The sequence below is a fragment of the uncultured Methanobrevibacter sp. genome (genome assembly GCF_946184425.1).
GTDB lineage: Archaea > Methanobacteriota > Methanobacteria > Methanobacteriales > Methanobacteriaceae > Methanocatella.
Genome location: NZ_CAMHFP010000014.1, coordinates 16,460 through 42,260, shown reverse-complemented (window position 1 = coordinate 42,260; position 25,801 = coordinate 16,460). Strand labels below are relative to the sequence as shown.

Here is a 25,801-nt window from a genome sequence, read left to right as displayed (position 1 = left end):
AGCTCTTTAACTTCTTCCTTTTTCCATTCAGCAACATGAGCCATTAGATCACCCTCACTACTGGTCCCATAGTTGTTTTTATAAACATGGACTTGATTTGACTTCTTCCTTTTTCTAAATTGCGGTCTAAGACTGTAAGAACAGTTTCAATGTTTTCTGCTATGTCTTCGTCTGACATGTCTTGGCTTCCAACAACAATTTGAATACTTGGTTGTTGTTTTACACCAACTTTAACAGTACTTTGTAATCTTTCTAAAAGAGGGTCAAGTTTGATACTTGCAGGCACTGGTTTTGGCATTTTTCCACGAGGACCAAGAACTGGACCTAAGAATCTACCAACGAGTGGCATCATATCAGCTTGAGCTACAAAGAAATCAACAGAGTTAGCTGCTTTTTTAGCAGATTTCCTGTCTTTTCCAAACTCTTCTAAATCAGCTTTGTTGATTACAAGATCGAGACCAGCATTTTTAGCTTGAACAATGAGTTCCCCATCAGCTATGACTCCGATTTTTACTTCTTTGCCACGGCCGTTAGGAAGAGTAACTTCCTCATTAAACCTATTTTCTGGCTTTCTGACATCTAAGTCACGGAGATTAATAATAATATCTACGGACTCAGTGAAGTTTCTCGGCTTTGATTGTTCTTTAGCCTCCTTCACCGCGTTAACTACATCTTGTGTCATATTCATCCCCCATGAACATTATTGTTCAATGGATTCTTTTTGGTTTCATGAGATCATTACAAGAAAAAAATTCTTAAACGATTGCATGAATTAAAAACAGTATATCAATTATAATATTAATTATAACATCATATACACTGTATTATTAACTTAAATTTTAATTTACTGAATAATATCTATTCTAATAAGATATCATCATATTTTCCAGCATCTACATCTTTTTGTGCTTCTCTTGGGTCTTTACCATCAACAGATAATCCCATACTAACACAGGTTCCCATAACTTCTTTAACACCTGCTTTGTAATCGTTAGAAAGTAATGAATCAAATTTCATTCTAGCAATTTTTAAAGCGGTTTCAATTGGTAAGTCGTTTACTATATCTAAACCTGGTTCATGAGAAGCTTTTTCGATGCCTAACTCTTCCATGATAAGAGCAGTTGTTGGTGGAGTACCTATTTCAATTTCAAAATCTTTGGTATCTCTATCAATAGTGACTTTAACAGGCACTTTCATTCCAGCAAAGTCAGCACTTTTTTTATTGATTTCTTCAACTACTTGCATCATGTTAATACCGAAAGGTCCTAAAGCAGGTCCTAATGGTGGTCCTGGAGTAGCGGTTCCACCTTCGATAAGAACTTCGACTGTATCTTTAGCCATCAGTCAGCCTCCTTTTGAATTATTCTAATTTGATCAGCTTTAACAGTAACCGGAATAGGCACTGCTGCTTCTATTAACTCTAGAACGACTTCTTCACGTGATTCATCAATACGAACCACTTTCGCTCTTTCCCCTTTAAATGGTCCAGAAATAAGCTCAACAATACTTCCTTTTTGAATAGAGGAAATAATTGGCTCTGGTTTTAAGAATCTTTTTACTTCTTCGAAAGTAATGCCAACACTACCTTCAACAACCCCTCTTAAATGTTGTACTTTTAAATCAGGATTTCTAAGATCTATTTTTGTTGAAGATTCAACTAAAATATACCCTTTCAAAGATTCCGGAACAAGAATTGATGAAATGCCAATGCCATCAATGGTTCTAGCTTTACGAGCAAGTAACCTAGCAACATTTCTTTCTTGACCTGCAGAGGTTTTAAGAGCATATATGGAACTATTAGTATCTTCCATGAAAAATTCACCTATTTCTATATTTACTGGTTAATAAAATCATACATTAAGTTAAAAGTTTATGAAGCCTGCAATTATATTGCAGATTCTTAGGTAATTCACAGATGTGAAAATTGACTAAGCTATCCCCCATCTTCCCTAGGTTCTAATAATATCATAATATGATTATAGATTTTACTTAAAGAAAAAAATCTAAAACCAAAAAAGATAAAATTATTACAAAATTCTATTATAACCTACTTGGAGTAAAAGAAATGATCGTTAAATCTATAGACCGATTAAACTACCGAGTAAAACTATAACAAAACCGATTACACCAATAATAACTACACCAATAGCGGAAACTTTTGCTAGTTCCCTATATTCAGGCCAATCTGGTTTTCTTGCTACTTTTAATACTCTTTTACTGTCTTTAACAAATTTATCAATACGTTCTTGTACATTCATTTTAAATACCCAAAATTAAAAAAACTATGAAGACATAGTTTAATGAATTATAATAAAATAATAGTAATAAAATAATTTATATTTTAAACATTAATAAATGTTTGCATTATTCGAAAAAAATAAGAAGATAGAATTAGAAAATTCCATCAATAAAATCATCTAGTTGATCGTTAGCTGACTCAGATTCTGAAGATTCATCAATATATTCCACATCAGGTTCATTGTCAGAATCATAATCAGTTTTAATGCCTGAAACAACCACAGTTGTCCTAACAGTATTTTGAAGACTTTCATCAATTTGAGTACCCCAAATAATGTTAGCTTCAGGATCTAATTTATCAGCAACAACTTGAACAATTTTTTCAGCTTCATGTAAAGTTAAATCAGAACTACCGGATATGTTAACTAATGCACCAGTAGCATTGGAAATATCAATATCTAATAATGGGCTACTTAATGCTTCATGTACAGATTCTAAAGCTCTGTCACCAGAGTCTGATTCACCCATACCAATCATTGCCATTCCAGAACCACCCATGATACTTCTAATGTCTGCAAAGTCTAAACTTACAAGACCTCTTTTAGTAATCAGTTCAGTAATTCCTTTAACAGCTCTTCCTAAAATTTCATCAGAAACCATGAAAGCTTTGTTTAAAGGTAAGTTCGGTGCAACTTCCAATAATTTATCATTAGGTATAACAATAACAGTGTCTGCAGATTCCTGGAGTTTTTCTAAACCTTGTTCTGCATTTTCTCTTCTTTTAATTCCTTCAGCAGAAAATGGTAATGTTGCAACAGCAACAGTTAATGCACCTAATTTTTTAGATAATTTTGAAATGATTGGAGCTGAACCAGTTCCTGTTCCTCCACCAAGACCGCAGGTAACAAATACCATATCTGCACCCACCAATTCTTCTCTGATTTCATCTTCACTTTCTTCAGCGCATTCTTCACCGACAGCAGGTTCTCCGCCAGCACCTAAACCTTTTGAAGTTTGTCTACCTAATAATATTTTTTTACCAGATTGACAGTAAAATAAATCTTGAGCATCAGTATTTACTGCAATTGTTGTTGCTCCTTCTATACCCATCTCATTTAATCTTGAAATAGTGTTGTTTCCTGCTCCACCAGCACCAACAACGAAAATTTTAGTTTTAACACCATCCATAATCTTTACAAGCTCATCATCAATGTCTGAAGAGAGCTTTTCTGGTGTTTTCTCTTCCATTCTTTGTTCGGATTCTTTGATTGCATCATCTATAAATTTCACAAATTAACCCCACATACTCTGCTATTAAAATTAATTGTTAAATATTTCTATTGTAACTCATATTTAAATGCAACTACTTTTTAAAAAACTATGAGAAAAATATATTATACAACATAATATATTTAAATTTAATCCCTAGGCATTGCGATGATTTCATGGAATTTCAAGTCAAATAAGTTTTTAGCATTGACGGGAGTTAAAATAACAGCACTGTCAACTCCATGACCCCTTCCACCAACAGCTATGATTTCCTCACCAACCGGAATCAAACCTGCATCAGCAGCCATAATAGAAATTTCAGCTGCAACCTTTATACCATGAGAAAACATTCTAAAAGTGTCTGCAACAATATCTAATGGAGAATAACCTCCATATTTATTTGTAACACCCCTTGCAGCACCGCTTAATGCATGGGATCCAAAGTAAGTTATGATCCCTTCATCATCTAATTTTTTAATCATATCTTCAGAAATATCTGATTCATTAGGTCCGCTAAATCCATAATGATGAGTGACATTAATGATTTTAACTTTATCTCCTACAGCTTCAGAAAGTCGTAATGCAGATTTACCAGATGCAGAAGCTATGACTATACATTTAATATGATCAGACAAATCTAATTTATCTTTAACAGCCAAAATTAATTCATCAGTGTAATCATTGCCTTCCTTATCGAAATATGTTATAAATTTTCTTGCCATTTGACACACACTCTAAATATTTAATAAAAGTAACTTACTATATTATAATATTAAACAACTAGTTTTAAAAAGATTTTTATGATAATTGATGAACTACAAAATATAAAACATGTCGTCAATGGAGATTACATAGTAATACCTATTGAAACTGGATATATTAAACCAAATGAAAATTTAAATTCGATAATCAATCCTGCAAGGAAATTGATGCAAGATGGTGATTATTTAGTAATAGCTGAAACCCCCATTTCAGTTTCCCAAAATAGATTGGTTGATGAATCGAAATACACCCCTTCACTTACTGCCAAATTTCTAACGACAGTATGGAGCAAATATCTTTGGGGATATGTCTTGGGACCGTTGCTTGGAATAAAAAAGAGAACCATAAAAAACCTTAGAAAATTGCCTGAAGAAACAAAAGCTCACAAAGAAGTTGTTCTTCAGTTATATGGTTTGAAACATGCTCTCAAACCCGCTTCAGAAGCAGGGATAGATTTAAGTAATGCACCTGGAACTTATGTTTCACTACTTCCCGAAAATCCGGAACAGGTAGCAAAGGAAATTAAAAAGGAAATAGGGAAAAATGTGTGCGTGATGATAATAGATACAGATGCAACCTATATGAAAAACGGCAAATATTTTACAGGCCTTCCAATAGCCATTGACGGAATTGAAGCAGACAAAGGATTTTTCGGATATTTCAAAGGACAATTGTCTGAAAATATGGGCTCAACACCATTAGGCTGCAGTGAAAAAATTAGTGTAGAAAAAGGACTTAAAATAGCCAACATTGCAGAAGATTATCAAAAATCACTTTCAACAGAAATGAAGACAATACATAGCGTTAAAGCTGTTTTAGGCACTGAAATAAATGAAGTTACAGTTGAAGCACTTGATTCAATAACACATACCCCTGCAGTAATTATTCGACCAAAATAATTTAAACCCCATCTCACTTTTAAACCAAGACAAAATTTTATATTGAACATTTCACATAAATAGAAATGCTTAAACTAATAATTATAATAATTATTATTTAAGATTATAAAATGAAGGATTGGTCTTGATGAATATTGATACACTAGGTAAATATAGGAATTTCTTATTGCCCTTAGCTGATTGTATTGCAATCATTTTAGGGTATTATTTTGCATCGGTGTTAATAACCGATTCATTTTTAATGAATCCGACAAGTGCAATTACAAGAAATGAACTTGTAATAAGTATAATATTGGCGATTATCATTTTCCAAATCGTGTTTAGAGTTTCAAAAAGATATTCCAACATTATCCGATATGAAAATAATCAAGACTATGCAGTTTACATGATACTGTCCATTGTTTCAATACTTATCGTATCCCTAATCGAAGAATTAATATTGAATATGAAAAATCCTTCAATTAAATTCAACTTAGCGGTTAGCATTATAATCGGTCTGATTATAATCATACTAAGACTATTAATTAAATATGCACTATTATCCGATATTGCGAATAAAGGAATAAACTACACTCCTGAAAATCAGAAAAAATTATTAATTATTGGCGGAGGATATTCAGCCAATGACATTATCAGCACTTTAAATACAACATTAAAAGGAAGATATGAGATAATCGGAATAATAGATGACAACCGAAAACGTAAAGGATATTCCGTTGCGGGAGTAAGAATCATCGGTGACAGGACAGACATTGAAAGAATTTGCGAAAAATATAATATCGATTCAATCTTTTTCACAATAGTGAATATCGACAATAAAAATAAAAAGGAAATTCTTGAAATCTGCAGTAAAACCGGTGCCGAAATTAAAGTGCTTCCAAGTTTAAGGGAAATAATTACAAAGGAAAATCTTTACAACAGCTTAAGAGATGTGGAAATTGAAGATTTACTTGGAAGAGACCCTGTTGAACTGGACAATAACAACATAAAAAGTTTAATCCATGGAAAAACTGTTTTAGTGACAGGTGGAGGAGGGTCAATAGGTGAAGAGCTTTGTAGGCAAATAATGCTTCACGACCCGAAACAGTTATTGATGTTGGACATATATGAAAACAGTTTATACAATATTGAATTGGAATTAAAGGCAAAATATCCGAACAATGATATAATAGCAATTATTGCAAATATCAGAGACGAACAAAGGATGTTCGATTTATTCGAAGAATACTCTCCAGAAGTCGTTTTCCATGCAGCAGCACATAAACATGTTCCATTAATGGAAAATAATCCATCAGAAGCCGTTAAGAATAATGTATTTGGAACATATAATTTAGTAAATGCATGTGATAAGTATAAAACAAAACGTTTCATTCTGATATCAACAGACAAGGCAGTTAACCCTACAAATGTCATGGGCGCCACCAAAAGATTATGTGAAATGATTATCCAGGCAAAAGATAAGGAAAGTGAAACTGAATATGTTGCAGTTCGTTTTGGAAACGTACTGGGAAGTAACGGATCAGTAGTGCCACTATTTAAAAAGCAAATTAAAAACGGAGGTCCAGTAACAGTAACCCATAAGGACATCACAAGATTCTTTATGACAATACCTGAAGCCGTGGCTTTGGTATTGCAATCCATAACCTATGCAAAAGGTGGAGAAATCTTCGTTTTGAATATGGGCGAACCGGTTAAAATTTATGATTTGGCAAAAAGCCTTATAGAGTTATCCGGACTGAAACTAGGTACCGACATAGATATTGAAATTACAGGTTTAAGACCTGGAGAAAAAATTTACGAAGAGTTACTGATGGATGAAGAAAATCTTGAAAAGACCAATCACGAAAAGATTTTCATTACCGAACCTATGAACTTTACAATGGATGACATTGAAGAAAAATTAGACTCATTAAGATATCTGATTGATGAAGATATTACTGATAAAGATAAAATAAAAGACACATTAAAGAAATGTGTTCCTACTTATAAAAGTCCTGAAGAAATTAACGGAGAGAAAATATGAATATACCATTTTCACCACCAGACATTACAGATAATGAAATTGACGAAGTTGTCGCAGCTTTAAAATCAGGCTGGATTACAACCGGTCCAAAAACAAAAGAACTTGAAAGAAAAATAAGTGAATACTGCAACACCGACAAGACCGTTTGTTTAAGTGCTGCAACAACTGCCCTTGAAATGACATTAAGATTATTGGGTATTGGAAAAGGGGATGAAGTAATCGTTCCGGCATATACTTATACTGCAACATGCAGTGTTGTTTGTCACGTTGGAGCAACACCCGTAATCATCGATAGCCAAAAGGACAGGGAAGAAATGGATTATTCCTTAATGGCTGAAGCAATTAGCGATAAAACTAAAGTAATCATACCTGTTGATATTGCAGGAATATTATGTGACTATGATAAAATTTTTGAAATAGTTGAAGATAAAAAAGGATTATTCGAAGCCAACAATGAAATTCAGAAGAAATTTGGAAGAATCATTGTTCTGGCAGATTGTGCACACGGTTTCGGAGCTGTGAAAGATGGAAAAACTGCAGGTAGTTTAGCTGACTTTACCTGCTTCTCATTCCATGCAGTTAAAAATTTAACAACAGCAGAAGGTGGTGCAGTGACATGGAAAACCCATGACGGATTGGATGATGAAAAACTCTACAAAGAATACCAAATTCTGTCATTGCATGGTCAAACCAAAGACGCATTAGAAAAGACACAAAAAGGATCATGGGAATATGACATAATGATTCCAGGATATAAATGTAATATGACCGATATTCAGGCGGGAATAGGTCTTGGTCAAATTGAAAGATATGATTCAATGCTTAAAAGGAGACATGAAATCATAGACAAATACGATGCTGCATTTAAAGATTCAAATATTATTATTCCACAGCATAAAACTGAATCAAGCAAATCCTCAGGACATTTGTACCTTTCAAGAATCAAAAACATTTCTTTAGAAGACAGAAATGAGATTATAATCAAAATGGAAGAACGAGGAATAAGCACTAATGTCCATTATAAACCTCTTCCGTTATTGACTGCATATAAAAACTTAGGATTTGACATAAAAGATTATCCGAATGCATATAATCTGTTTAAAAATGAAATAAGTTTGCCAATATATTCCAAATTAACTGATGAAGAAGTTGATTATATAACGGAGAACTTTTTAGATATTTTAAAAGATTATTAAAATTTAAAAAAATTCATAAGAAATTAGTTATATTTTTATAATAAAAAAGATATAACTAAACATTAATTTTAATAAGTTATCATAATTATTCGTTTATTTTATATTTTTCAGTTTAGATAAAACTATGATAATGAGATTTAGGGGAAATTAAATGATAGATGATCCATTAGTAAAGACCTTATTAACCAATGTTGTTGAAGATGAAAGCAATTTACCAATTGTTCAAGCTTTAATCGACGGAATTGAAACCGATGAAGAAATAGCTAAAAAAACTGAAATAAAATTGAATATTGTTAGAAAAATTCTTTACAGACTTTATGATATGGGATTAGCAAGTTATAAAAGAAGTAAAGACCCTGAAACTCAATGGTTCACATATTCTTGGAGATTCGAAACTGATGAAGTTATTTCACGTATCATTAAAGATTCAGAAAAATACCTGAAAATGCTTAATGATGAGTTAGAACGTGAAGAAAATAACATGTTTTTCATATGCCCTCAAGGCCATGTGAGACTTGATTTTGATGAAGCTTCAGATTATGAATTTTTATGTCCTGCATGTGGCGAAGAATTGGAATTCCAAGACAATGAGAATACTATAAAACAAATTAAAGAAGACATTAAAATGGTTGAAAGTAATTTTAATTCCTTTAATGAAAAAGTAAAAAAATAAGATAAAAATGGAAATTGAATTACTTGAACGGGAAAATACCCCTAAAAATGTCATAGAACATTGTAAAGCTGTTTATAAAAAAGCTATGGAAATAGCTACTAATTTTGATGATGTAGATAAAGACCTTATAAAAAAAGGTGCTTTATTGCATGATATTGGAAGATCTAAAACCCATGACATAACTCATGCAATTGAAGGTGTGAAAATTGCTCGCAGATATGGTTATGATCAGAATGTTTTAAATATTATCGAAAGGCACATCGGCGTTGGCATTACCGAAGATGAAGCGAAAAACTTAGGCCTTCCTGTTAAATCCTATGTACCTCAAACACTTGAAGAAAAAATTGTTGCACATGCAGACAATTTAGTTAGCGGCAGTGAAGAAGTGGACATTGATTTTGTAATTGAAAAATGGAAAAGGAGAATTCCAGACAGTGACAGCAACATTGAAAGATTGCTAAGAATGGATGAAGAACTAATAAAACAATTTGAGGAATAAATATGAAAGTAATATGTTCAAGTGAAGAATCTTTATACCGTCCAGAGGCTGTAAGGTGGAGAAAAAGAATGGAAATGATGAAACCTCTTGGAGATATTGTTGTCTTATTACCTTGCAGTATGAAAAAACCATATTCCAATTCAAAGTCACATCAGAAATTTAGAAAGATTACAAGGTCATTTCAGGAACTTATTGTCACTTCACCATTCGGAATATGTCCGAGAGAACTTGAAAACACATTTCCAATTCAATCTTATGACGTAAGTACAACAGGTTCATGGTCACAGGATGAAATAGACGAAAGCGGAAAGTTAATCAAAAAGTATTGTGAAGGAAAAACTGTAATTGCAAATCTCTCAGGAGGGTATCTGGAATCCTGTGAGCAATATGTCGATGAATATACTAACGTTTGCGTTGACGAAAGACCAACTTCACCTGATTCACTTTATAATTTAAGAATGGAACTTAAAAAATATCAGAAAGTCAACAGAAGAGAAAAAACCCTGCATGAATTGCGTTCAATTGCAATGTATCAATTTGGCGAAAAGGCATATGATTTTATTCCAGATAATGTTAAAACCAAAGGAATGTATCATAAAAGAATACTTTCTTCCGGAAAACAATTAGCTTTACTCAATAAAGACCATGGATTATTCAGACTCAATTTACCTGGTGGAGAAATTTTAAAGGATTTGGGAATTAATATTGTCAACATTGATTTTGATTTGGAAACCAATACTGTATTTGCTCCAGGAATACAAAAAGCTGACCACAACATTATTCCAAATGATGAAGTCATTGTTGTTAAAGAAGATGCCGTAGTTGGTGTTGGAAAAGCAATAATGACCGGCCGGGAAATGGAAGAATGTCACAATGGAATAGGTGTGAAAATTAAACACCGCCTCAAAAATTAATAAATCATTTCATGAAATACAAACAAAACATATATAAATATCATTAATAATAGTTATAAATACAAAAAAATAGGAGACAAACTAATGTCAGAAAATTTAGTGAACGATATTAAAGATGCTGTTTCTGTAATTAATGACCCTCATATGGGAATCAGTATTGTAGAAATGGGTATTGTACAGAATATTACCGTGGATGGCGATCAAGCCGAAATTACACTTAAACCTACCAACCCTGGTTGCATGAGTATCACACGTATTGCTGCTGATGCAAAAATCAGAGCTGAAGGCGTTGAAGGTATTGAAAAAGCAAAAATCATTGTTGAAGGACATGCTATGGCTGACTCCATTAACGAAATGATTAACAGATAATTTTTTTAATCTTATTTAATTCTATATATAATCTTGACAAAAACCGAAAAGATTATATATAGTGATTAATATAAGTATAAGTGTTGACAGTTAACTGTCACAAAACAATTTTTATAGGCTAGTGGCACAGCTTGGTTAGCGCGCTCGGCTGATAACCGGGAGGTCATGGGTTCGAATCCCATCTAGCCTACTTCTAACTGATTTTTTAAATATTTATTTTTACATGGCAATTTTTTCTTTGATTAACAAATTTTTTTAAAAACTAATGCTTAATTTTATATACTTTTTTCTACATAATATAACATAAATGTACAAAAAGTTGGAATGATGGTACTTATGTGGGAAAAAATCAATGAAAAATTCAAAAAATATCCGGCAAGAATAAGAGTTGCCGAAAAAATGATTGAACTAGGACTGTCTCTAAATGAAGATGGCAAAATATATTGTGGAAATTTAAAAATAAGTGATAAAGCATTAGCAACAGCCGCTGATGTAGATAGAAGAGTAATAAAATCAACAATCAATATCATTAAAGAAGATGATGAACTATATAATCTTTTCAGCAACATCATTCCAGCAGGAACCCTTCTAAAAAATATCGCTAAAAATTTGGATCTAGGCGTTGTTGAAATAGAAGTCGGATCTGAAAACGAAGGAATACTGGCTGAAACCACAAATTTAATTTCAAAAAAAGGAATTGGCATAAGACAAGCTTATGCTGAAGATACTGAACTTCAAACTGATCCATCTTTAATTATAATAACTGAAACCCCAATTAGTGGGGATTTAATAAATGAATTTTTAAAAATAAAAGGAGTAACAAGAGTGTCTATTTACTGATTTTCTAAATCAGCCATTCTTGCTTTTTCCATTTCTTTGTCTTCTTCTTCAAGAATTTCTAAAAGTTCTTCCCAAGCTTCTAAAGATTCTTTAGCAGCTTCTTCAGATAATTTTTCAATAGCAAAACCAGCATGGATTAAAACATATTCACCTACTTCAACATCTGGCAAAAGATCCATTTTAGCCGCTTGTCTTGCTCCACCAAAGTCAGCAAATAAAACATTATCGTCTTTATTAATTTCGACTACAAGAGCCGGTGCTGCAATACACATAATTCCATCTCCAAAATTTTAATATATTAATAATATTAAATGTTAGTATTATATAAAACTATCTAATATGGGTGATTTAATGAAAAATATTGTTATTGGTTCAGGACCTGCAGGAAGATTAGGTTCCCTAGAGCTTGGAAAACTTGGTGAAGAAGTCCTTTTAATTGAAAAAAACCATATAGCTGGAACTTGCTTGAATGAAGGATGTATGGTTGTTTGCGCATTAACCGACATTACAAAATTTATTGACACAAACAACAGATTCAACAATCACGGATTTATCAAAAGCCAACTCGATGTTTCCTATGAAAAAATAGTTGAAAAAATAGTAGAAACTCAAGAGATGCTTAGGAAATTGAATCAGATGGAAAATGAAAGTGTTGGAAACAATGTTATTTATGGAGAAGCCAGTATTGAAGGGGAAATCATTAAAGTAAACAATGAAAGTTTCGAATATGACAATCTATTGATAGCTACAGGAGCGCGTCCATTCATTCCGGACATAAAAGGTAAAGAGTATGGATTGACAAATAAAGATATCTTAAAGTTAGATGAAGTCCCTGAAAAATTAAACATAATCGGAGGAGGAATCATAGCTTGTGAAATTGCAAATATTTATTCCACACTCGGAAGTGAAGTCAATGTTCTTGCAAGAAGCAAGTTCCTTAAAGAGATAAATGAAACCACCAAAGAATATGTATTGAAAAACATAATTCCAGACGTTAATGTCTATGAAAACACCAACATCAAAGAAGCATTCAAAGACAAGGTTTTGACTGAAAATGATGAAGAACTAGAGGGAATTCCATTTTTTGCAACAGGAAGAACCCCCAACAGTGAAATTGCAGAAGGTTTCGTTGAACTGAATCCTGATAAAACCATAAAAGTTAATGAAATGATGGAAACTAATGTCAATAATGTATATGCAGCAGGTGACGTTACCGGAGGATATCAATTAACACCAGTAGCAAGAATGGAAGGCATCACGGCAGCAAGGAATATGGCAAACTATGCAAATAAAGTAAGCTACAATTGCATTCCACAGACATTAAGTTTGAACATGGAAGTGAGTTTTGTTGAAAATGAAAAAAATCAGTGCAGTGAAGAAGATAAAGCAACAATTGGAATCCCAGGAATTGCAGGTCCGGGTTCATTTTGGAAAATTTTGAATGGTGAGACAGGATATACAGAAGTGGAATTTGACAAAAAGAACAATAAAATCAATAAAATTAATTCAATATCTCCGTCATCAGTTAGTGATGTTGCATATTTATCTTATCTGATGAGAGAAAATTACGATTTGGATGATTACGGTGATTTCCTGGAAATTCATCCGTCAACAGATTCAAATTACAAAATTATAAAAAATATGTGGTTATAATACCACTATTCTAATTTTTTCAATATCCTATCTGCCAAATCATCAGCAGCCTCGGAACAGAGTTTACCATATTTAACTGCATTTTCTTTTAAAGAGTCCATATTTGCGAATGCCTCTTCAATGCTTTTACTGACATCTTCAACTTCAGATTCAATTATAGCGCCCTTAAATACGCCTGCCATATTCTGATATCTTCCCCATTTCACTTTAGTCAATGCAATTATTGGAGTTTTTGCAACTAAAGCTTCTTCAAGAGAAACACCATCGTCAGTTAAAACCGCCAGGTCTGCATATCTGAACAAATCATTAATCCAGGTGATGTAACCCGCATAAATCATTTTGTTTTCATCAATCAAATCCATATATTCATCATGAAGAGGCAGACCCACCAAAACCATATTATACTTATCACCATATTCTTCCAATGCCAGATTTAGTGCAGTAATAGTTCCTTTAAAAATAGAAGATCCAGAAGAAAATAAAATAGTCTTTTTGTTTTCATCAAAGTTTGGAAATTCCCTAAGTTTTTCTAATGCAACTTTTGCATCACCTTCATCAACATCTTTAGATAAAGGGTAAAAAGCCTTATCCATATTTTTAGGTAATTTTTCCCATCTGAATTTATCCAATTCAGGTAAAATGTAACATTGATTGAATTTTGGACAAACTTTAGAGTCGAGAGGTGTTGAAATTAATGAAAATGTCGGTTTTCGTGCAAATTTACCTCCAAGTGATCCGACAATAGCTCCACCACCCAAAACACCAACTACAAAATCAGCATTTAATTTTTTAATAAGACTTCTGGCTTTAAATGTTGCAACAAATAATTTCATTGCTCCCTTAAAAGCAGACAATTTTGTTGCAGAATGACCTCCTGCATGAGGAACAGATATTTTATGCCAGTCATATCCGTTTTTTTCAAATAGAGTACCATGAGCAGATGCATCCAAAGCCACTTCACAGGTGACTCCTCTTTTTTCGAGAGCTTTCATAGCATTGAAAGCCACCATTGCATCCCCACCTAATCCTCTACCAGTAACAATGAATAATGCTTTCATATTATCTCCTCAACATTATTCTTGGCTTAATATCATCAGTAGGATAATAAGCATGACGTCTTGCATGAGGATTATATAATAACCTTCTGAAACCTAATAAAATTAATAAAGGATTTGTGACAGGATATTGTTTTTCTTTTAAAACTAATTTTCTAATAAGATCGCCTAATCCCCCACCAGTTAACACATCCATGAAATAATCTCCAAAGGTAGGGTTAATTAAACCTAATCTTTGTCTGAAGAATACTTTCAGAGTATTGCGTCTGACAAATGCAATTAAAGCTGTGGTAATTATGAATAAGAGCAATAGCCACCAAAATCCACCAACAATATAAAATGCCACACCCAATGCAACACCTAAAGTATGGTTACCAACTTCCCCCAACATGATTTTTCCGGAGAAATCCAAAGGACAGTATCCTAAAACGACAACCAATATTAATAAAGGAGTGTAAATTGCCAGTAGCTCTCCTTCGGGAGCTGAACCTATCAAAATCATGATAATCATAGTTACAGCACACATTATGATTGTTACAATACATGTGGATCCAGGTTGCATATCTGAAATATTAAGTGGCTGAACCATTAAAGCTATTAAAATTGCAGAAACTCCCAATCCTTCCATTATTCCTACAATCATAACCAGCAATATTCCAATACCTCTTGAAAGCTGACCCCATTCGATTCCCAACGGAGCAAACTTTTTTCTGCCTAGCACATCATCAATAAAAGCAAAGATACCTATGAATAAAATGAGATTATTGAATTTGGGCAACATGTAAAATGATAAAATGATAAAAGGAACTAAACCTATCCCTCTAGGTATTCCACCACGAACATTAGGATATAAATTTCCCAAATAACCTTGTTTTCCCAAAAAATTAAAAATGATATTTAAAACTGCAGTTCCAACCGCAGACAGAATAAAAACAAATATCATTGCAAAAATTACTGAAGTATACATCATAGATATCACAGATTTAAAAGTATTATACATTATAACTTATAATTTTATTCTATATAAATTATTATACCCCTGTCATTTTAAAGAATTAAACAATTTCATACCTTAAAATCGCAGCCATTCCACCAAGGCTTCCCAATTGTTTGCCTCCCTCATGCTCGCTGCTGATAACCATGACCTCTCCCTTCATATTTTCTACCATATCCATCAAATCACCCATATTTTCACCAGCCACTTTAGTGTCCAATACCAAAAGTTCACTGACAGCACCTAAATTAATTGCATTTTGTGTTTCTTTAGGACCATATGCAATTTTTGAGGAATTCTTACCTATCTGTTCCAATAATTTATTAATGGCCCCCATCTCCTGTGCAACTCTATTTTCAGAAGTTAATTTTTCAACTGTTCCTTTTTTAAGAACCTCACTGATCCCATTTCTTCCTCCCGAACCAGTTGACTCGACGATGGACATTTTTGCTAAATCACCATATTTATCTTTAAGATAATCGTAAAAATCGTTTTTGACAAAACCTGGTCCTGCAATAATGATGTTTTGAAGAGAATCAAATTTGGTGATTGATTCTATGACCTTTTCATAAAACTGAACAATATTTTTCTGCCTATTCTTGTCAATTATCCTTTTTCCGGATACATGACCTTTAATAGGACCATAATATTCAATTCCGAATTGCCTCATCAAACCTAATGTAGCAGTGTCATCTTCTAGAACTACGATGATTGCAGATAATTTTTTTGATGCGTCTATAGCCTGGTTAAGTCTTTTGATAGCCCATTTTGGCCACATATCTTTTTTAATGGTAATTGGAGTGTTTAATTTTACTTCAAGAGTATGGTGTGACCCGAGAGGTATCAGATCTTCAGGACCTCTTGTAATAACTCCGGTCAATCTTAATTTTCCAGTAAATAAATGAAAACTAATATTTTCAATGTCTAAACCTAAATAAAAAGTTTTTTTAACTCCTCTGTCACTTCTTAATTTATCACCAGTATTGTCCTGTATACGGCGTGTTGTTTTAGAGGATGCATTATCTCCCACTTCCACAATATGGGACAGATGCCACAAATCATCCAATGTTTCTGGAATTATTTCAATTATTCCTTCCTTTGTATCTTGGTTTATGATTTTCATAATTTCACAAGTTAAATTTTTTATATATTAATTATATATACATTCTAATTTAAAATTATTAATGATTAAAATGAATGTTGGAATTATTGGTGGTAGTGACGGACTTGGGAAAACTTTAGTCTACTACTTCAGAGATGAATTTAATGTATTTATAAGTGCAAGAGACCATGACAAAGGCAGAAAAGTAGCTGATAATTTGGGAATTAGTTACATTGAATCAAATGCAGGTTTAGCCAATATAAGTGACATATTAATAATTTCTGTGCCTATTCATCACACTTCAGAAGTCATTCGTGAAACAGCACCGTTCATGAAGGAAGGTTCACTTATGATGGATGTGACTTCAGTCAAGGAAGAGGCTTCAAAAACAATGGCGGAAGTTTTGCCGGACACTATTGAATACATCCCGACACATCCTATTTTCGGACCAAGAACTACCGAACTGGACAATCAAGTTATTGTTCTGACCCCCGATAAAAAAGGCAAATGGTACGATAGGGTTTATAATTACCTTTCAAGAAAAAATATGAGAATCATAGAAACTACTCCACAGAAGCATGATTTCATGATGAGTATAGTACAGGTGCTAACTCATTTCTCGTTCATATCTACCGCTTCAGCGATTGAAAAGTTAAAAGTAGATTTGTCCGAAACTGAAAATTATGAAAGTCCCATTTACAATCTCATGATTGATATGATTGCCCGTATTGTTTCCCAAAATCCATATTTGACATACTACATCCAATCAATGAACAACAACGGACCAAAAATCAGAAACACCTTTGCGGATGCTGTTTTGGAATTGAGAGATGTAATCAATAATGAGGATGATGAGAAATTTGTTGAAATTGCAAATAAAGCAACAAAACATATGGGAGACATTAAAAATGCCCTGGGTAGAAGTGACAAAGCAATAAATGCACTAAGTCATGAATTTACATTATTAAATAAGTCAATTGGCCGGGAAGTGGGTCTCAAGCACATATACTCCGGAAAAATCCATGTGGGTACTTTGGAAGGAATAAAAAATAAGACAGCGATCTTGAGAAAAGGCAACAAAGTCAATCATTTGCGTTTAGCTAATATTGAGGTTCTCAGCGATGATGAACTTTATGATTGGAAAGTTAAAAATCATGACAAAAAAATTGCTGTAATAAGTTGCATATTTTCAAAAAACGTCCATGTTGAAACAATTCAAAATACTGTGATGAATATTGACAATATCCTTGACATCAGGTTAATCGATGCTTATAACGGCCCCCAAATAGACAATGATTCAATAAGTTTGACATTTGAGGTTACAGCACTTGAAAAAGAAGATATTGAAAATGTGAAAAAATTGTTCACAGGTTTTGGTGGAATCCTCAGATAACTGTTTCAATGAATACGAACAAACATTAAAGTACCAAAAAGTAATTAAATTTTTATTTCAAATATAACCATCACTTGAAATTTATTTTTATTTAATTAAATATTATAATTAGTTATTTCTTAAAAAAATAAAAATTAACTTTTTTTATTTAAAATAAAAATAAATAAGAAAGAATTTTTTTAAATTTTTGACCGAAAGCTTTATATATTAAAACATACTATGTTATATTGTCGAAAATTAATAAACTTACCAAAAGTTAATAAAAGATTTTCGCAACAGATTACAATTATTACATTACAGCCATTTCAAAGGAGATGATATCATGGCAGAAAAAGAAATTACTCTAAAAGTTGCAGAAGCAATATCACAAAAGGATGTTGGTCAAGGCGTTGCAAGACTTGATCCTAATGTAATGGATGATTTAGGAATCCATGAAAGAGACCTTATTGAAATAGTTGGTGATAGAAAAACTGCAGCTATCGCTCTTCCTTCACAAACCGATATTGGTCTTGGAGTTATTAGAATCGATGGATTGGTCCGTAAAAATTCAGGAGCAACAATCGGTGGAGAAGTAACAATTAAAAAAACTGCCGCTACTGAAGCTAAAAAAGTTGTTTTAGCACCAATAGAAAATAATATTCGAGTACAAGGTGACGTGCGCGGATTGTTTGCCGGAAAAGTAATGGTTCAAGGAGACATCATAGGATCACAAATCAGAGCTCCAAGGCCAAGTATGGGCAGGGGTTTCAACAGTCTTTTTGATGAACTGATGGACTACACTCCGGCAATGAAAGAAATCAAATTTGCAGTAGTATCCACAACTCCAAAAGACATTGTAATTGTAGGTCCAAATACCGAAGTTCAATTATATGAGAGTCCGGTTGATGTAAGTAAAATCGAAGGTGTCGGAAACCTTGTAGATGTAAGTTATGAAGACATCGGAGGTTTGAAAGAAGAAGTTAAAAAAGTAAGAGAAATGATTGAAATTCCTCTTAAAAGACCAGAGCTCTTTGAAAAATTAGGTATTGCACCTCCAAAAGGAGTATTAATGCATGGCCCACCAGGAACAGGTAAAACATTACTGGCTAAAGCAGTAGCTAGTGAAAGTGATGCTCATTTCATTGCTATTAACGGTCCTGAAATTATGAGCAAATATGTGGGCGGATCTGAAGAAAACTTAAGAGAATACTTCGAAGAAGCAGAAGAGAATTCACCTTCAATCATATTCATAGATGAACTTGATGCAATCGCTCCAAAAAGAGAAGAAACCAATGGTGAAGTTGAAAGAAGAACCGTTGCTCAACTTTTAACTTTAATGGATGGTCTGAAATCCCGTGGACAGGTAGTTGTTATTGGTGCAACAAACAGACCAGACTCCCTTGACCCGGCACTCAGAAGACCTGGAAGATTCGACCGTGAAATCGAAATTGGAGTCCCGGACACTGAAGAAAGAAAAGAAGTACTTGAAATTCACACAAGGAACATGCCTCTTGCAGATGATGTTGACTTAGATAAGATTGCAAATACAACTCATGGATTTGTAGGAGCAGATCTCGAATCATTATGTAAAGAAGCAGCAATGAGAGTAGTCAGAAGAATTCTTCCAGAAATACAAAACGACGAAGAGATTCCAAAAGAGGTAATGGAAAAAATCGTAGTAACCGGAGAAGACTTCAAGAATGCTCAAAAAGAAATCCAACCTTCAGCCTTAAGGGAAGTTCTTGTACAAATTCCCGACATCAAATGGGAAGATATTGGTGGACTGGAAAATGTGAAACAGGAACTGAAAGAAGCAATCGAATGGCCTTTAAAACATCCCGAAACATTCCAACGTCTAGGAATAAGACCTCCAAAAGGAACATTGCTTTACGGAATTCCTGGAACCGGTAAAACATTACTTGCAAAAGCTGTGGCCAGCGAAAGTGAAGCTAACTTCATTTCCGTTAAAGGACCTGAACTTTTATCCAAATGGGTTGGTGAATCCGAAAAAGGAGTACGCGAAGTATTCAGAAAAGCAAAACAAGCAGCACCTACTGTGATTTTCTTCGATGAAATTGATGCAATCGCAAGTGCCCGTAGCGGCAATGATGGAGACAGTGGAGTCACAAAAAGAGTTGTTAATCAGTTACTGACTGAAATGGATGGACTAGAGGAACTCGAGGATGTAGCTATTATTGCAGCTACCAACAGACCTGACATTTTGGATGCCGGTTTAATGAGACCTGGCAGATTTGACAGACACATCGAAGTAAAAGAACCCGATGAAGAAGCAAGACTTGCAATCTTTGAAGTACATACAAAAAATATGCCTTTAGCAGACGATGTCAACCTCAAAAAATTAGCTAAACAGACCGAAGGATACGTCGGGGCAGATATTGAAGCGGTATGCCGTGAAGCAGCAATGCTTGCATTGAGAGATAACTTAGAAACCACCGAAATCTCAAACAAATACTTCAAAGAAGCCAGCGAAAAAGTGAAGCCAGAACAAAAAGAAGAAGAACAATTAGTTCAATATATGTAAGGAAGAAATAACCCTATTTCTTCCTTTTTCCTCCATTGATAATTACCAAAAAACTTTCTAACCATATTTAGTGGGAAGAACAGACCCTTCCCACACAACCTCCAAATATTCAACTTTTATTATGATAGAATTACAATCAAATTCATTTATTAACTTTTTCCGGCAAAATATCTTCATAAGGCAAAAATCCCCGGTTATGGTATGGCTGGCTTTGATATTTTATAAAAGAAAACCTATAACCTCCAATTCCCCATTTAGGATTAAAACCAAAGATATTTTTATATTCTGTTAAATCATTCCTTTCTTTTTTCATTGCCAAAGTTACATGATATAACGCCTTTGTATCATCAATTGCCCTATGGAAATTGACTTTTTCAACAGCATAATTTTCAACGGCATCGATTAACTTGTGAGGATAATCCTTGCGGTCCTTCAGAACAGTCAATGTATCAATCCAGTCAACATTTCCAACTATTTCATCAGCTTCCTCAGGAAAATGCCTTTTTAACAAGAAATAAACAAATGACAAATCAAACTGACAGTTATGCGCCACCATCAAAGTACCCGGAGTTAACCTATTTTTCAAATCTTCAGCAACACTCCTTTCACTTATCCCCTCATCACAAAGCATTTTATCAGTGATGCCTGTGATTTGAGTGATTTTAGGAGGCAATTGACAGCCGATATTGATGAATTCATCATAAGTGTCAGTAATTTCACCGTCAATTACGGTAAGCATTGCAAGCTCTATTATCTGGCAGGTTTTACAATTCAAACCTGTAGTTTCAGTATCAAAATAAATTACCTTCATAGTAACATCCTAAATTAATTTGTAAGGAGCATCGTCCTTGTTTCTTGGATAAACATTTGTTGACAGAGGTTTTCCGATTTTTTCAAGTCTGATATCCAATAGTCTGCGGCCATCTTCACTTGCACAAAAAATCGGAACTTTCATACCATAATAATAAGGTTCATATTTATCGGCATACTCTGAAATGGCTTTTGAGGCACAGGCAGTAACAATATCCGCATTATCGAATAACATTTTGACTTCGTCAGCTTTTGCACCTGTTGTGTGGGCAACAAAAATGTAAATGTTGACATCGTCATCCACAGGATAATTTCTTATTTCCTCAACCATCGGAGAAGGCAAAATTGTAATTGCAATATTTTTAAATCCATTATCGAGAGCCAATTTTAAACCTTCAAGTTGATTCAACTCCGCAGTTTCCGGATTCAATATGATACAATCTTTTTCTTCGAGATTTTTGATGACCTCCGGAATCGGAGTTGTACTCACAAGGCCAGATACTCTTCCTCCGACACCCTGCACAACGCGAGGATTAGTCATCAGTAATGTTCCTGCACCGTCACAGGCCCCTACAACACAATCAATATTTCCTTTTTCAATGTTTGTTTTAAGAATTTCAGAAATCCCTACCGTTACCGCATCATCCATTTCGATTACTCTTTCAGGTGTACACATTCCAAAATCTTTTATTCTGAAATTGATGTTTTTGCGAATGAATTCTTCATTCAGCTCTTCCACCCCATGCATTGCATGAAACATCGGACAGTATTTTACATCAGATGATCCCACACTTGTTATTTCACCATTTTCAATGACAACTTCTACCTTTCCCAATGTTTCAATCACATGTCTATCTTTAACCATATAACCACCAACTAATTAATAGTATAATAATATCTATTATAAATCTATATACTTGAACGAACAAAATTATCTGTGATTAGTCAACATGAGGGATAAAATTGACTCAAAAAAGTGAAGCTCAAAAAGGCAACATTACCCCCGAAATGGAATATGTTGCAGAAATGGAAAACATTGATGTTAATAAACTAGCTAAATTGATTGATAAAGGAACTGTAGTTATTCCTAAAAATATTAACGGTCATTCAAAACCTTGCGGTATTGGTGAAAGCCTTAAAACAAAAATTAATGCAAATATTGGATCATCATCCAAGATTGATGACATTGAACTGGAAATCAACAAAGCAAAACTGGCACAGGAATATGGTGCGGATGCATTAATGGACCTCTCCACAGGTTCCGATTTGAAATTATTCAGAAAAAAGATAATGGATGCTGTAGACATCTGTATCGGAACAGTGCCTATTTACGAGGCCGGCGTCATTACACTGGCCAAGAATAGAGAAATTATTGATATGGACCCTGATGACATCTTTAAAGCTATTGAAAAACAGGCAAAAGAAGGAGTGGACTTTATGACACTTCACTGCGGAATTACAAAAGATCTGGTTCAAAAGTTAAAAGATGCAAACAGAATGATGGGAATTGTTAGCCGTGGAGGAACATTCATGGCTTCCTGGATTAATCACAACGACATGGAAAATCCGTTATACGAAAATTACGATTATTTACTTGAATTATCCTATGAATACGACATTACATTATCACTGGGCGATGGCCTGAGGCCGGGCTGTCAAGCAGATGCAAGCGATATCCCTCAAATTCAAGAACTTGTAAACTTAGGAGGTCTTGTTAAAAGGGCGCAGGATGCGAATGTTCAGGTAATGGTGGAAGGACCCGGACACATGCCATTAAACCAGATTACGGCAAATATGGAACTTCAAAAAACAATATGTCACGGCGCCCCATTCTATGTATTGGGACCCCTTGTAACAGATCTTGCACCAGGTTACGACCATATCACCGGAGCAATAGGTGGAGCAATAGCTGCCACCGCAGGTGCAAGCTTTTTGTGCTACGTAACACCTGCAGAACACTTATCACTTCCTAGTTTGGAAGATGTTAAGGAAGGAGTGATAGCTTCAAAGATTGCGGCTCAAGCAGCTGATGTTGCAAAAGGACTTCCACAGGCATGGGAAAAGGAACATGCAATGGCAAAAGCTAGAAAAGAATTTGATTGGGAAGCTCAATTTGACCTGGCTCTTGATAAATCAAAACCTAGAACCTACAGAGACAAATGCGAACTTGATGACGATGAAATGTGTGCAATGTGCGGAGAATATTGTGCAGTAAAAATAGCAAAAGGCGATTTCTGATGAAATATCAAGAATTGGTAGATGTTTATTCAAGCTTAGAAGCAACTACAAAAAGACTGGAAAAGACTGAAATAATAGCTGAATATCTGAAAAAATTAGATTCAGATACTATTGAAAAAGTAGGATTATTGATATTGGGCGTCGTATTTCCGGCATGGAGCTCAGAAGAAATTGGAATTGGCGGAAAATTAGTTGAAAGAGCTGTTGCTGAAGCTGTTGGAACCACACAATCAGCAGTGGAGGATGCCGTCCGTGATGAAGGAGACATAGGTCTTGCATGCATCAAATTATATGCTAAAAAGTCCCAAATGACATTTTTCTCAAAACCTTTAACAATTGATTTTGTATTCAATAGCTTACGTAAACTATCACAGATAAGCGGTTCAAGATCTACCAACCGTAAAATTGCAATCATATTGGAATTATTAAGTCAGGCCAGTGCTACTGAAGCCAAATACCTAACCCGTACTATAACAGAAGAGCTTAGAATTGGTGTTGGAGATGGAGTGGTTAGAGATGCTATTGCTCAGGCATTCGACATTGACAAGGCTATTGTTGAACGGGCACAAATGCTTACAAATGACTTTTCAGTAGTTGCAAGAACTGCAAAAGAAGAAGGAAGCGAAGGATTGGAAAAACTCAATTTAACTCCCGGAACTCCTGTAAAACCTATGCTTGCACAGCTTGCACCCCCACTTGAAGAGATTATTCCTGAAATGGGTGAAGCAATCTGCGATACCAAATATGACGGAATAAGGCTGCAAGTTCACAGAAACGGTTCGGAAATCAAAATATTCACCAGAAGACTTGAAAACATTACACACGCCCTTCCAGAAATTGTTGAACTGTTCGACGAACACTTACCTCATGAAGACTACATTGTAGAAGGAGAGGTCATAGCCACAAGAGACGGTAAACCGTTGCCTTTCCAAAATGTTCTGCATAGGGTTCGAAGAAAACACAATGTGGAAGAGGCTATGGAAAATGTTCCCCTGAAAGTATTTCTCTTTGATGTGATGTACTATAAGGTTCCAATGATTGATGAACCCCTAAAAATTAGAAGGGAAACCTTGGAAAGTATTGTAGACACTTCCATTGATGAAATGAATTTAAGTACAATGGTAGTTGGAACTGCAGACAACATTGACGAGATTCAAAAGTTATTCGAAACCTCAATCGACGAAGGCCATGAAGGAATAATGATTAAAGATGCATCATCAGAGTATATTCCGGGATTGCGAGGTAAAAAGATGCTTAAATATAAGGCAGAACCTGAAACATTGGATATGGTGATTGTCGGAGGAACATATGGAATAGGAAAACGTGGAGACTTTGTCGGATCATATCTGGTGGCGCTTAGGGATGAAAATGATGACTTTAAAACAGTTGCTTATGCCGCAACAGGTCTTGACGATGCGACATTAGAATATCTGACCAATAAAATGAAGGAACTTGAAATTTCCACCAAAGGCAGGGAAATAACTGTCGAACCTAAAATCGTTTTGGAAATCGCATTCTCCGAAATTGTCGAATCTCCCGAATATGAAACCGGTTATTCCTTAAGATTCCCTGTTGTTAAAAACATCAGAAAAGATAAAAGTCCTATGGATGCAGATACCGTTGAAAGATTGCTTTCAATGTATCATACAGGACATTAGTTTTCAGGTAGTGCCTTGACACTACCAATCACATATTTTGTTAAAGGATACACAATTATTTCATATACCGTTTTAAATATCGCCTGAGCTATAATCATTGAAATTAAAGCTTCCAAAGGCATTGTTCCTAAAAATCCAATTGAAATAAAGATTATGGCATCCAACCCTTCACCTACAAAAGTTGATACGATGCACCTGAAAAATAAGCTGTCTTCTGATTTTTCTTTCAAAAATACCATCAGTTTTGCATTTACCAGAGAACCTGCAAGATATGCAAGAAAACTTGCGAGCAATAACCTCCAGGTACTTCCAAGGACAGCATTAAATGCTTCAGAGTTTTCAAAAAACACTGGTGCCGGAAGATAAATTGTTACAGCATAACAGATTACTGCAACCATATTCATAAAAAATCCGAGCAGAATTACATTTCTTGCCTTTCGATAACCATATACCTCAGCCAAAACATCATTTACGATATAAATCACCGGAAATATAATCACCCCACAGGGAAGAACAAACGAAAAGAACGAGAAGGTCTTGCCTGCGATAATATTGGATATTATCAGACAGGCGGTGAAAATTCCGGTCAGCACAGAATACAATTCCACTTTTGTAAGATTATCAAACATGAGTATAGTTTAATTTTTTCAAGATATAAATTTTACAAATCAAAATCCTATCACCTATTTTAATTA

The 25,801-nt window shown here is 34.2% G+C and carries 26 protein-coding genes and 1 tRNA gene; 14 read left to right on the top strand and 13 right to left on the bottom strand.

Annotated elements, in window-relative coordinates; genetic code table 11:
- Positions 1 to 43: 43 nt before the first annotated feature.
- From Q0P94_RS04530 to Q0P94_RS04505, 6 genes are all read right to left on the bottom strand, one after another.
- Complete coding sequence (locus Q0P94_RS04530) at positions 44 to 682, bottom strand: 50S ribosomal protein L1 (protein ID WP_295114210.1); 639 nt, start codon at positions 680 to 682, stop codon at positions 44 to 46.
- Positions 683 to 858: 176 nt separating this feature from the next.
- Positions 859 to 1,341: a 50S ribosomal protein L11 gene (locus Q0P94_RS04525; protein WP_295114208.1), complete on the bottom strand. Its 483-nt coding sequence runs from the start codon at positions 1,339 to 1,341 to the stop codon at positions 859 to 861.
- Positions 1,341 to 1,811 (bottom strand): transcription elongation factor Spt5, encoded by a 471-nt coding sequence (locus Q0P94_RS04520; protein ID WP_292605964.1) that lies wholly within the window; start codon positions 1,809 to 1,811, stop codon positions 1,341 to 1,343. Before Q0P94_RS04520 ends, Q0P94_RS04525 begins: the two co-directional genes overlap by 1 nt.
- Positions 1,812 to 2,078: 267 nt before the next feature.
- The gene (locus Q0P94_RS04515; protein ID WP_295114205.1) at positions 2,079 to 2,258 is read right to left on the bottom strand and encodes a protein translocase SEC61 complex subunit gamma; all 180 of its coding nucleotides are present in this window, start codon (positions 2,256 to 2,258) and stop codon (positions 2,079 to 2,081) included.
- Between the two features lie 133 nt (positions 2,259 to 2,391).
- On the bottom strand, positions 2,392 to 3,528 hold the full coding sequence (gene ftsZ / locus Q0P94_RS04510; RefSeq protein WP_295114203.1) for a cell division protein FtsZ: 1,137 nt from the start codon (positions 3,526 to 3,528) through the stop codon (positions 2,392 to 2,394).
- 128 nt (positions 3,529 to 3,656) lie between these two features.
- Positions 3,657 to 4,229: a pyruvate kinase alpha/beta domain-containing protein gene (locus Q0P94_RS04505; RefSeq protein ID WP_295114201.1), complete on the bottom strand. Its 573-nt coding sequence runs from the start codon at positions 4,227 to 4,229 to the stop codon at positions 3,657 to 3,659.
- Positions 4,230 to 4,310: 81 nt separating this feature from the next.
- On the opposite strand from Q0P94_RS04505, the gene Q0P94_RS04500 reads away from it, so the two are divergent.
- The 9 genes from Q0P94_RS04500 (at position 4,311) to Q0P94_RS04460 (ending at position 11,682) form a co-directional block, all read left to right on the top strand.
- Positions 4,311 to 5,168, top strand: coding sequence for a coenzyme F420-0:L-glutamate ligase (locus Q0P94_RS04500; protein ID WP_295114214.1), 858 nt, complete (start codon positions 4,311 to 4,313; stop codon positions 5,166 to 5,168).
- Between the two features lie 127 nt (positions 5,169 to 5,295).
- A complete protein-coding gene (locus tag Q0P94_RS04495) occupies positions 5,296 to 7,191 on the top strand; it encodes a nucleoside-diphosphate sugar epimerase/dehydratase (RefSeq protein WP_295114199.1) in 1,896 nt (631 codons plus the stop codon).
- Positions 7,188 to 8,387 carry a DegT/DnrJ/EryC1/StrS aminotransferase family protein gene (locus Q0P94_RS04490; RefSeq protein WP_295114197.1) on the top strand — a complete coding sequence of 400 codons (1,200 nt, stop codon included), beginning with the start codon at positions 7,188 to 7,190 and terminating at the stop codon, positions 8,385 to 8,387. The genes Q0P94_RS04495 and Q0P94_RS04490 overlap by 4 nt, the downstream gene beginning before the upstream one ends.
- 151 nt (positions 8,388 to 8,538) lie before the next feature.
- Positions 8,539 to 9,060 carry a transcription factor E gene (gene tfe, locus Q0P94_RS04485; protein WP_295114195.1) on the top strand — a complete coding sequence of 174 codons (522 nt, stop codon included), beginning with the start codon at positions 8,539 to 8,541 and terminating at the stop codon, positions 9,058 to 9,060.
- Between the two features lie 7 nt (positions 9,061 to 9,067).
- A complete protein-coding gene (locus tag Q0P94_RS04480) occupies positions 9,068 to 9,559 on the top strand; it encodes a TIGR00295 family protein (RefSeq protein WP_295114193.1) in 492 nt (163 codons plus the stop codon).
- A 2-nt stretch (positions 9,560 to 9,561) separates the two neighbouring features.
- A complete protein-coding gene (locus Q0P94_RS04475) occupies positions 9,562 to 10,473 on the top strand; it encodes a DUF5591 domain-containing protein (RefSeq protein WP_295114191.1) in 912 nt (303 codons plus the stop codon).
- 84 nt (positions 10,474 to 10,557) lie between these two features.
- Positions 10,558 to 10,842: an iron-sulfur cluster assembly protein gene (locus Q0P94_RS04470; RefSeq protein ID WP_295114189.1), complete on the top strand. Its 285-nt coding sequence runs from the start codon at positions 10,558 to 10,560 to the stop codon at positions 10,840 to 10,842.
- 115 nt (positions 10,843 to 10,957) lie between these two features.
- Positions 10,958 to 11,032, top strand: a tRNA-Ile gene (locus Q0P94_RS04465).
- 134 nt (positions 11,033 to 11,166) lie between these two features.
- A complete protein-coding gene (locus Q0P94_RS04460) occupies positions 11,167 to 11,682 on the top strand; it encodes an amino acid-binding protein (protein ID WP_295114187.1) in 516 nt (171 codons plus the stop codon).
- Here Q0P94_RS04460 and Q0P94_RS04455 read toward each other — a convergent pair.
- The gene (locus tag Q0P94_RS04455) at positions 11,676 to 11,954 is read right to left on the bottom strand and encodes a HypC/HybG/HupF family hydrogenase formation chaperone (RefSeq protein ID WP_295114185.1); all 279 of its coding nucleotides are present in this window, start codon (positions 11,952 to 11,954) and stop codon (positions 11,676 to 11,678) included. The genes Q0P94_RS04460 and Q0P94_RS04455 overlap by 7 nt on opposite strands.
- Before the next feature lie 79 nt (positions 11,955 to 12,033).
- Between Q0P94_RS04455 and Q0P94_RS04450 the strand changes: the two genes are divergently transcribed.
- On the top strand, positions 12,034 to 13,335 hold the full coding sequence (locus Q0P94_RS04450) for an NAD(P)/FAD-dependent oxidoreductase (RefSeq protein ID WP_295114183.1): 1,302 nt from the start codon (positions 12,034 to 12,036) through the stop codon (positions 13,333 to 13,335).
- Positions 13,336 to 13,340: 5 nt separating this feature from the next.
- Here Q0P94_RS04450 and Q0P94_RS04445 read toward each other — a convergent pair whose 3' ends face one another.
- From Q0P94_RS04445 to Q0P94_RS04435, 3 genes are all read right to left on the bottom strand, one after another.
- Positions 13,341 to 14,393, bottom strand: coding sequence for a glycosyltransferase family 1 protein (locus Q0P94_RS04445; protein WP_295114181.1), 1,053 nt, complete (start codon positions 14,391 to 14,393; stop codon positions 13,341 to 13,343).
- Position 14,394: 1 nt separating this feature from the next.
- Positions 14,395 to 15,360: a cell wall biosynthesis protein gene (locus tag Q0P94_RS04440; protein WP_295114179.1), complete on the bottom strand. Its 966-nt coding sequence runs from the start codon at positions 15,358 to 15,360 to the stop codon at positions 14,395 to 14,397.
- Between the two features lie 85 nt (positions 15,361 to 15,445).
- Positions 15,446 to 16,507 (bottom strand): mRNA surveillance protein pelota, encoded by a 1,062-nt coding sequence (locus tag Q0P94_RS04435; protein WP_295114177.1) that lies wholly within the window; start codon positions 16,505 to 16,507, stop codon positions 15,446 to 15,448.
- A gap of 61 nt (positions 16,508 to 16,568) precedes the next feature.
- On the opposite strand from Q0P94_RS04435, the gene Q0P94_RS04430 reads away from it, so the two are divergent.
- Both Q0P94_RS04430 and Q0P94_RS04425 read left to right on the top strand, forming a co-directional pair.
- Complete coding sequence (locus Q0P94_RS04430; RefSeq protein WP_295114175.1) at positions 16,569 to 17,879, top strand: prephenate dehydrogenase; 1,311 nt, start codon at positions 16,569 to 16,571, stop codon at positions 17,877 to 17,879.
- Between the two features lie 322 nt (positions 17,880 to 18,201).
- On the top strand, positions 18,202 to 20,400 hold the full coding sequence (locus Q0P94_RS04425) for a CDC48 family AAA ATPase (RefSeq protein WP_295114174.1): 2,199 nt from the start codon (positions 18,202 to 18,204) through the stop codon (positions 20,398 to 20,400).
- A gap of 142 nt (positions 20,401 to 20,542) precedes the next feature.
- Here Q0P94_RS04425 and Q0P94_RS04420 read toward each other — a convergent pair whose 3' ends face one another.
- Together Q0P94_RS04420 and Q0P94_RS04415 are read right to left on the bottom strand one after the other, a co-directional pair.
- Positions 20,543 to 21,211 (bottom strand): PolC-type DNA polymerase III, encoded by a 669-nt coding sequence (locus Q0P94_RS04420; RefSeq protein ID WP_295114172.1) that lies wholly within the window; start codon positions 21,209 to 21,211, stop codon positions 20,543 to 20,545.
- A gap of 9 nt (positions 21,212 to 21,220) precedes the next feature.
- Positions 21,221 to 22,075 carry a methanogenesis marker 8 protein gene (locus Q0P94_RS04415; protein WP_295114170.1) on the bottom strand — a complete coding sequence of 285 codons (855 nt, stop codon included), beginning with the start codon at positions 22,073 to 22,075 and terminating at the stop codon, positions 21,221 to 21,223.
- A gap of 98 nt (positions 22,076 to 22,173) precedes the next feature.
- On the opposite strand from Q0P94_RS04415, the gene thiC reads away from it, so the two are divergent.
- Complete coding sequence (gene thiC / locus Q0P94_RS04410) at positions 22,174 to 23,448, top strand: phosphomethylpyrimidine synthase (protein WP_295114168.1); 1,275 nt, start codon at positions 22,174 to 22,176, stop codon at positions 23,446 to 23,448.
- Positions 23,448 to 25,106, top strand: a complete 1,659-nt coding sequence (locus Q0P94_RS04405; RefSeq protein ID WP_295114167.1) for an ATP-dependent DNA ligase — start codon at positions 23,448 to 23,450, stop codon at positions 25,104 to 25,106. Before thiC ends, Q0P94_RS04405 begins: the two co-directional genes overlap by 1 nt.
- On the opposite strand, the gene Q0P94_RS04400 is transcribed toward Q0P94_RS04405, so the two are convergent.
- Complete coding sequence (locus Q0P94_RS04400) at positions 25,103 to 25,735, bottom strand: queuosine precursor transporter (RefSeq protein ID WP_295114165.1); 633 nt, start codon at positions 25,733 to 25,735, stop codon at positions 25,103 to 25,105. The genes Q0P94_RS04405 and Q0P94_RS04400 overlap by 4 nt on opposite strands.
- Positions 25,736 to 25,801: the final 66 nt, after the last annotated feature.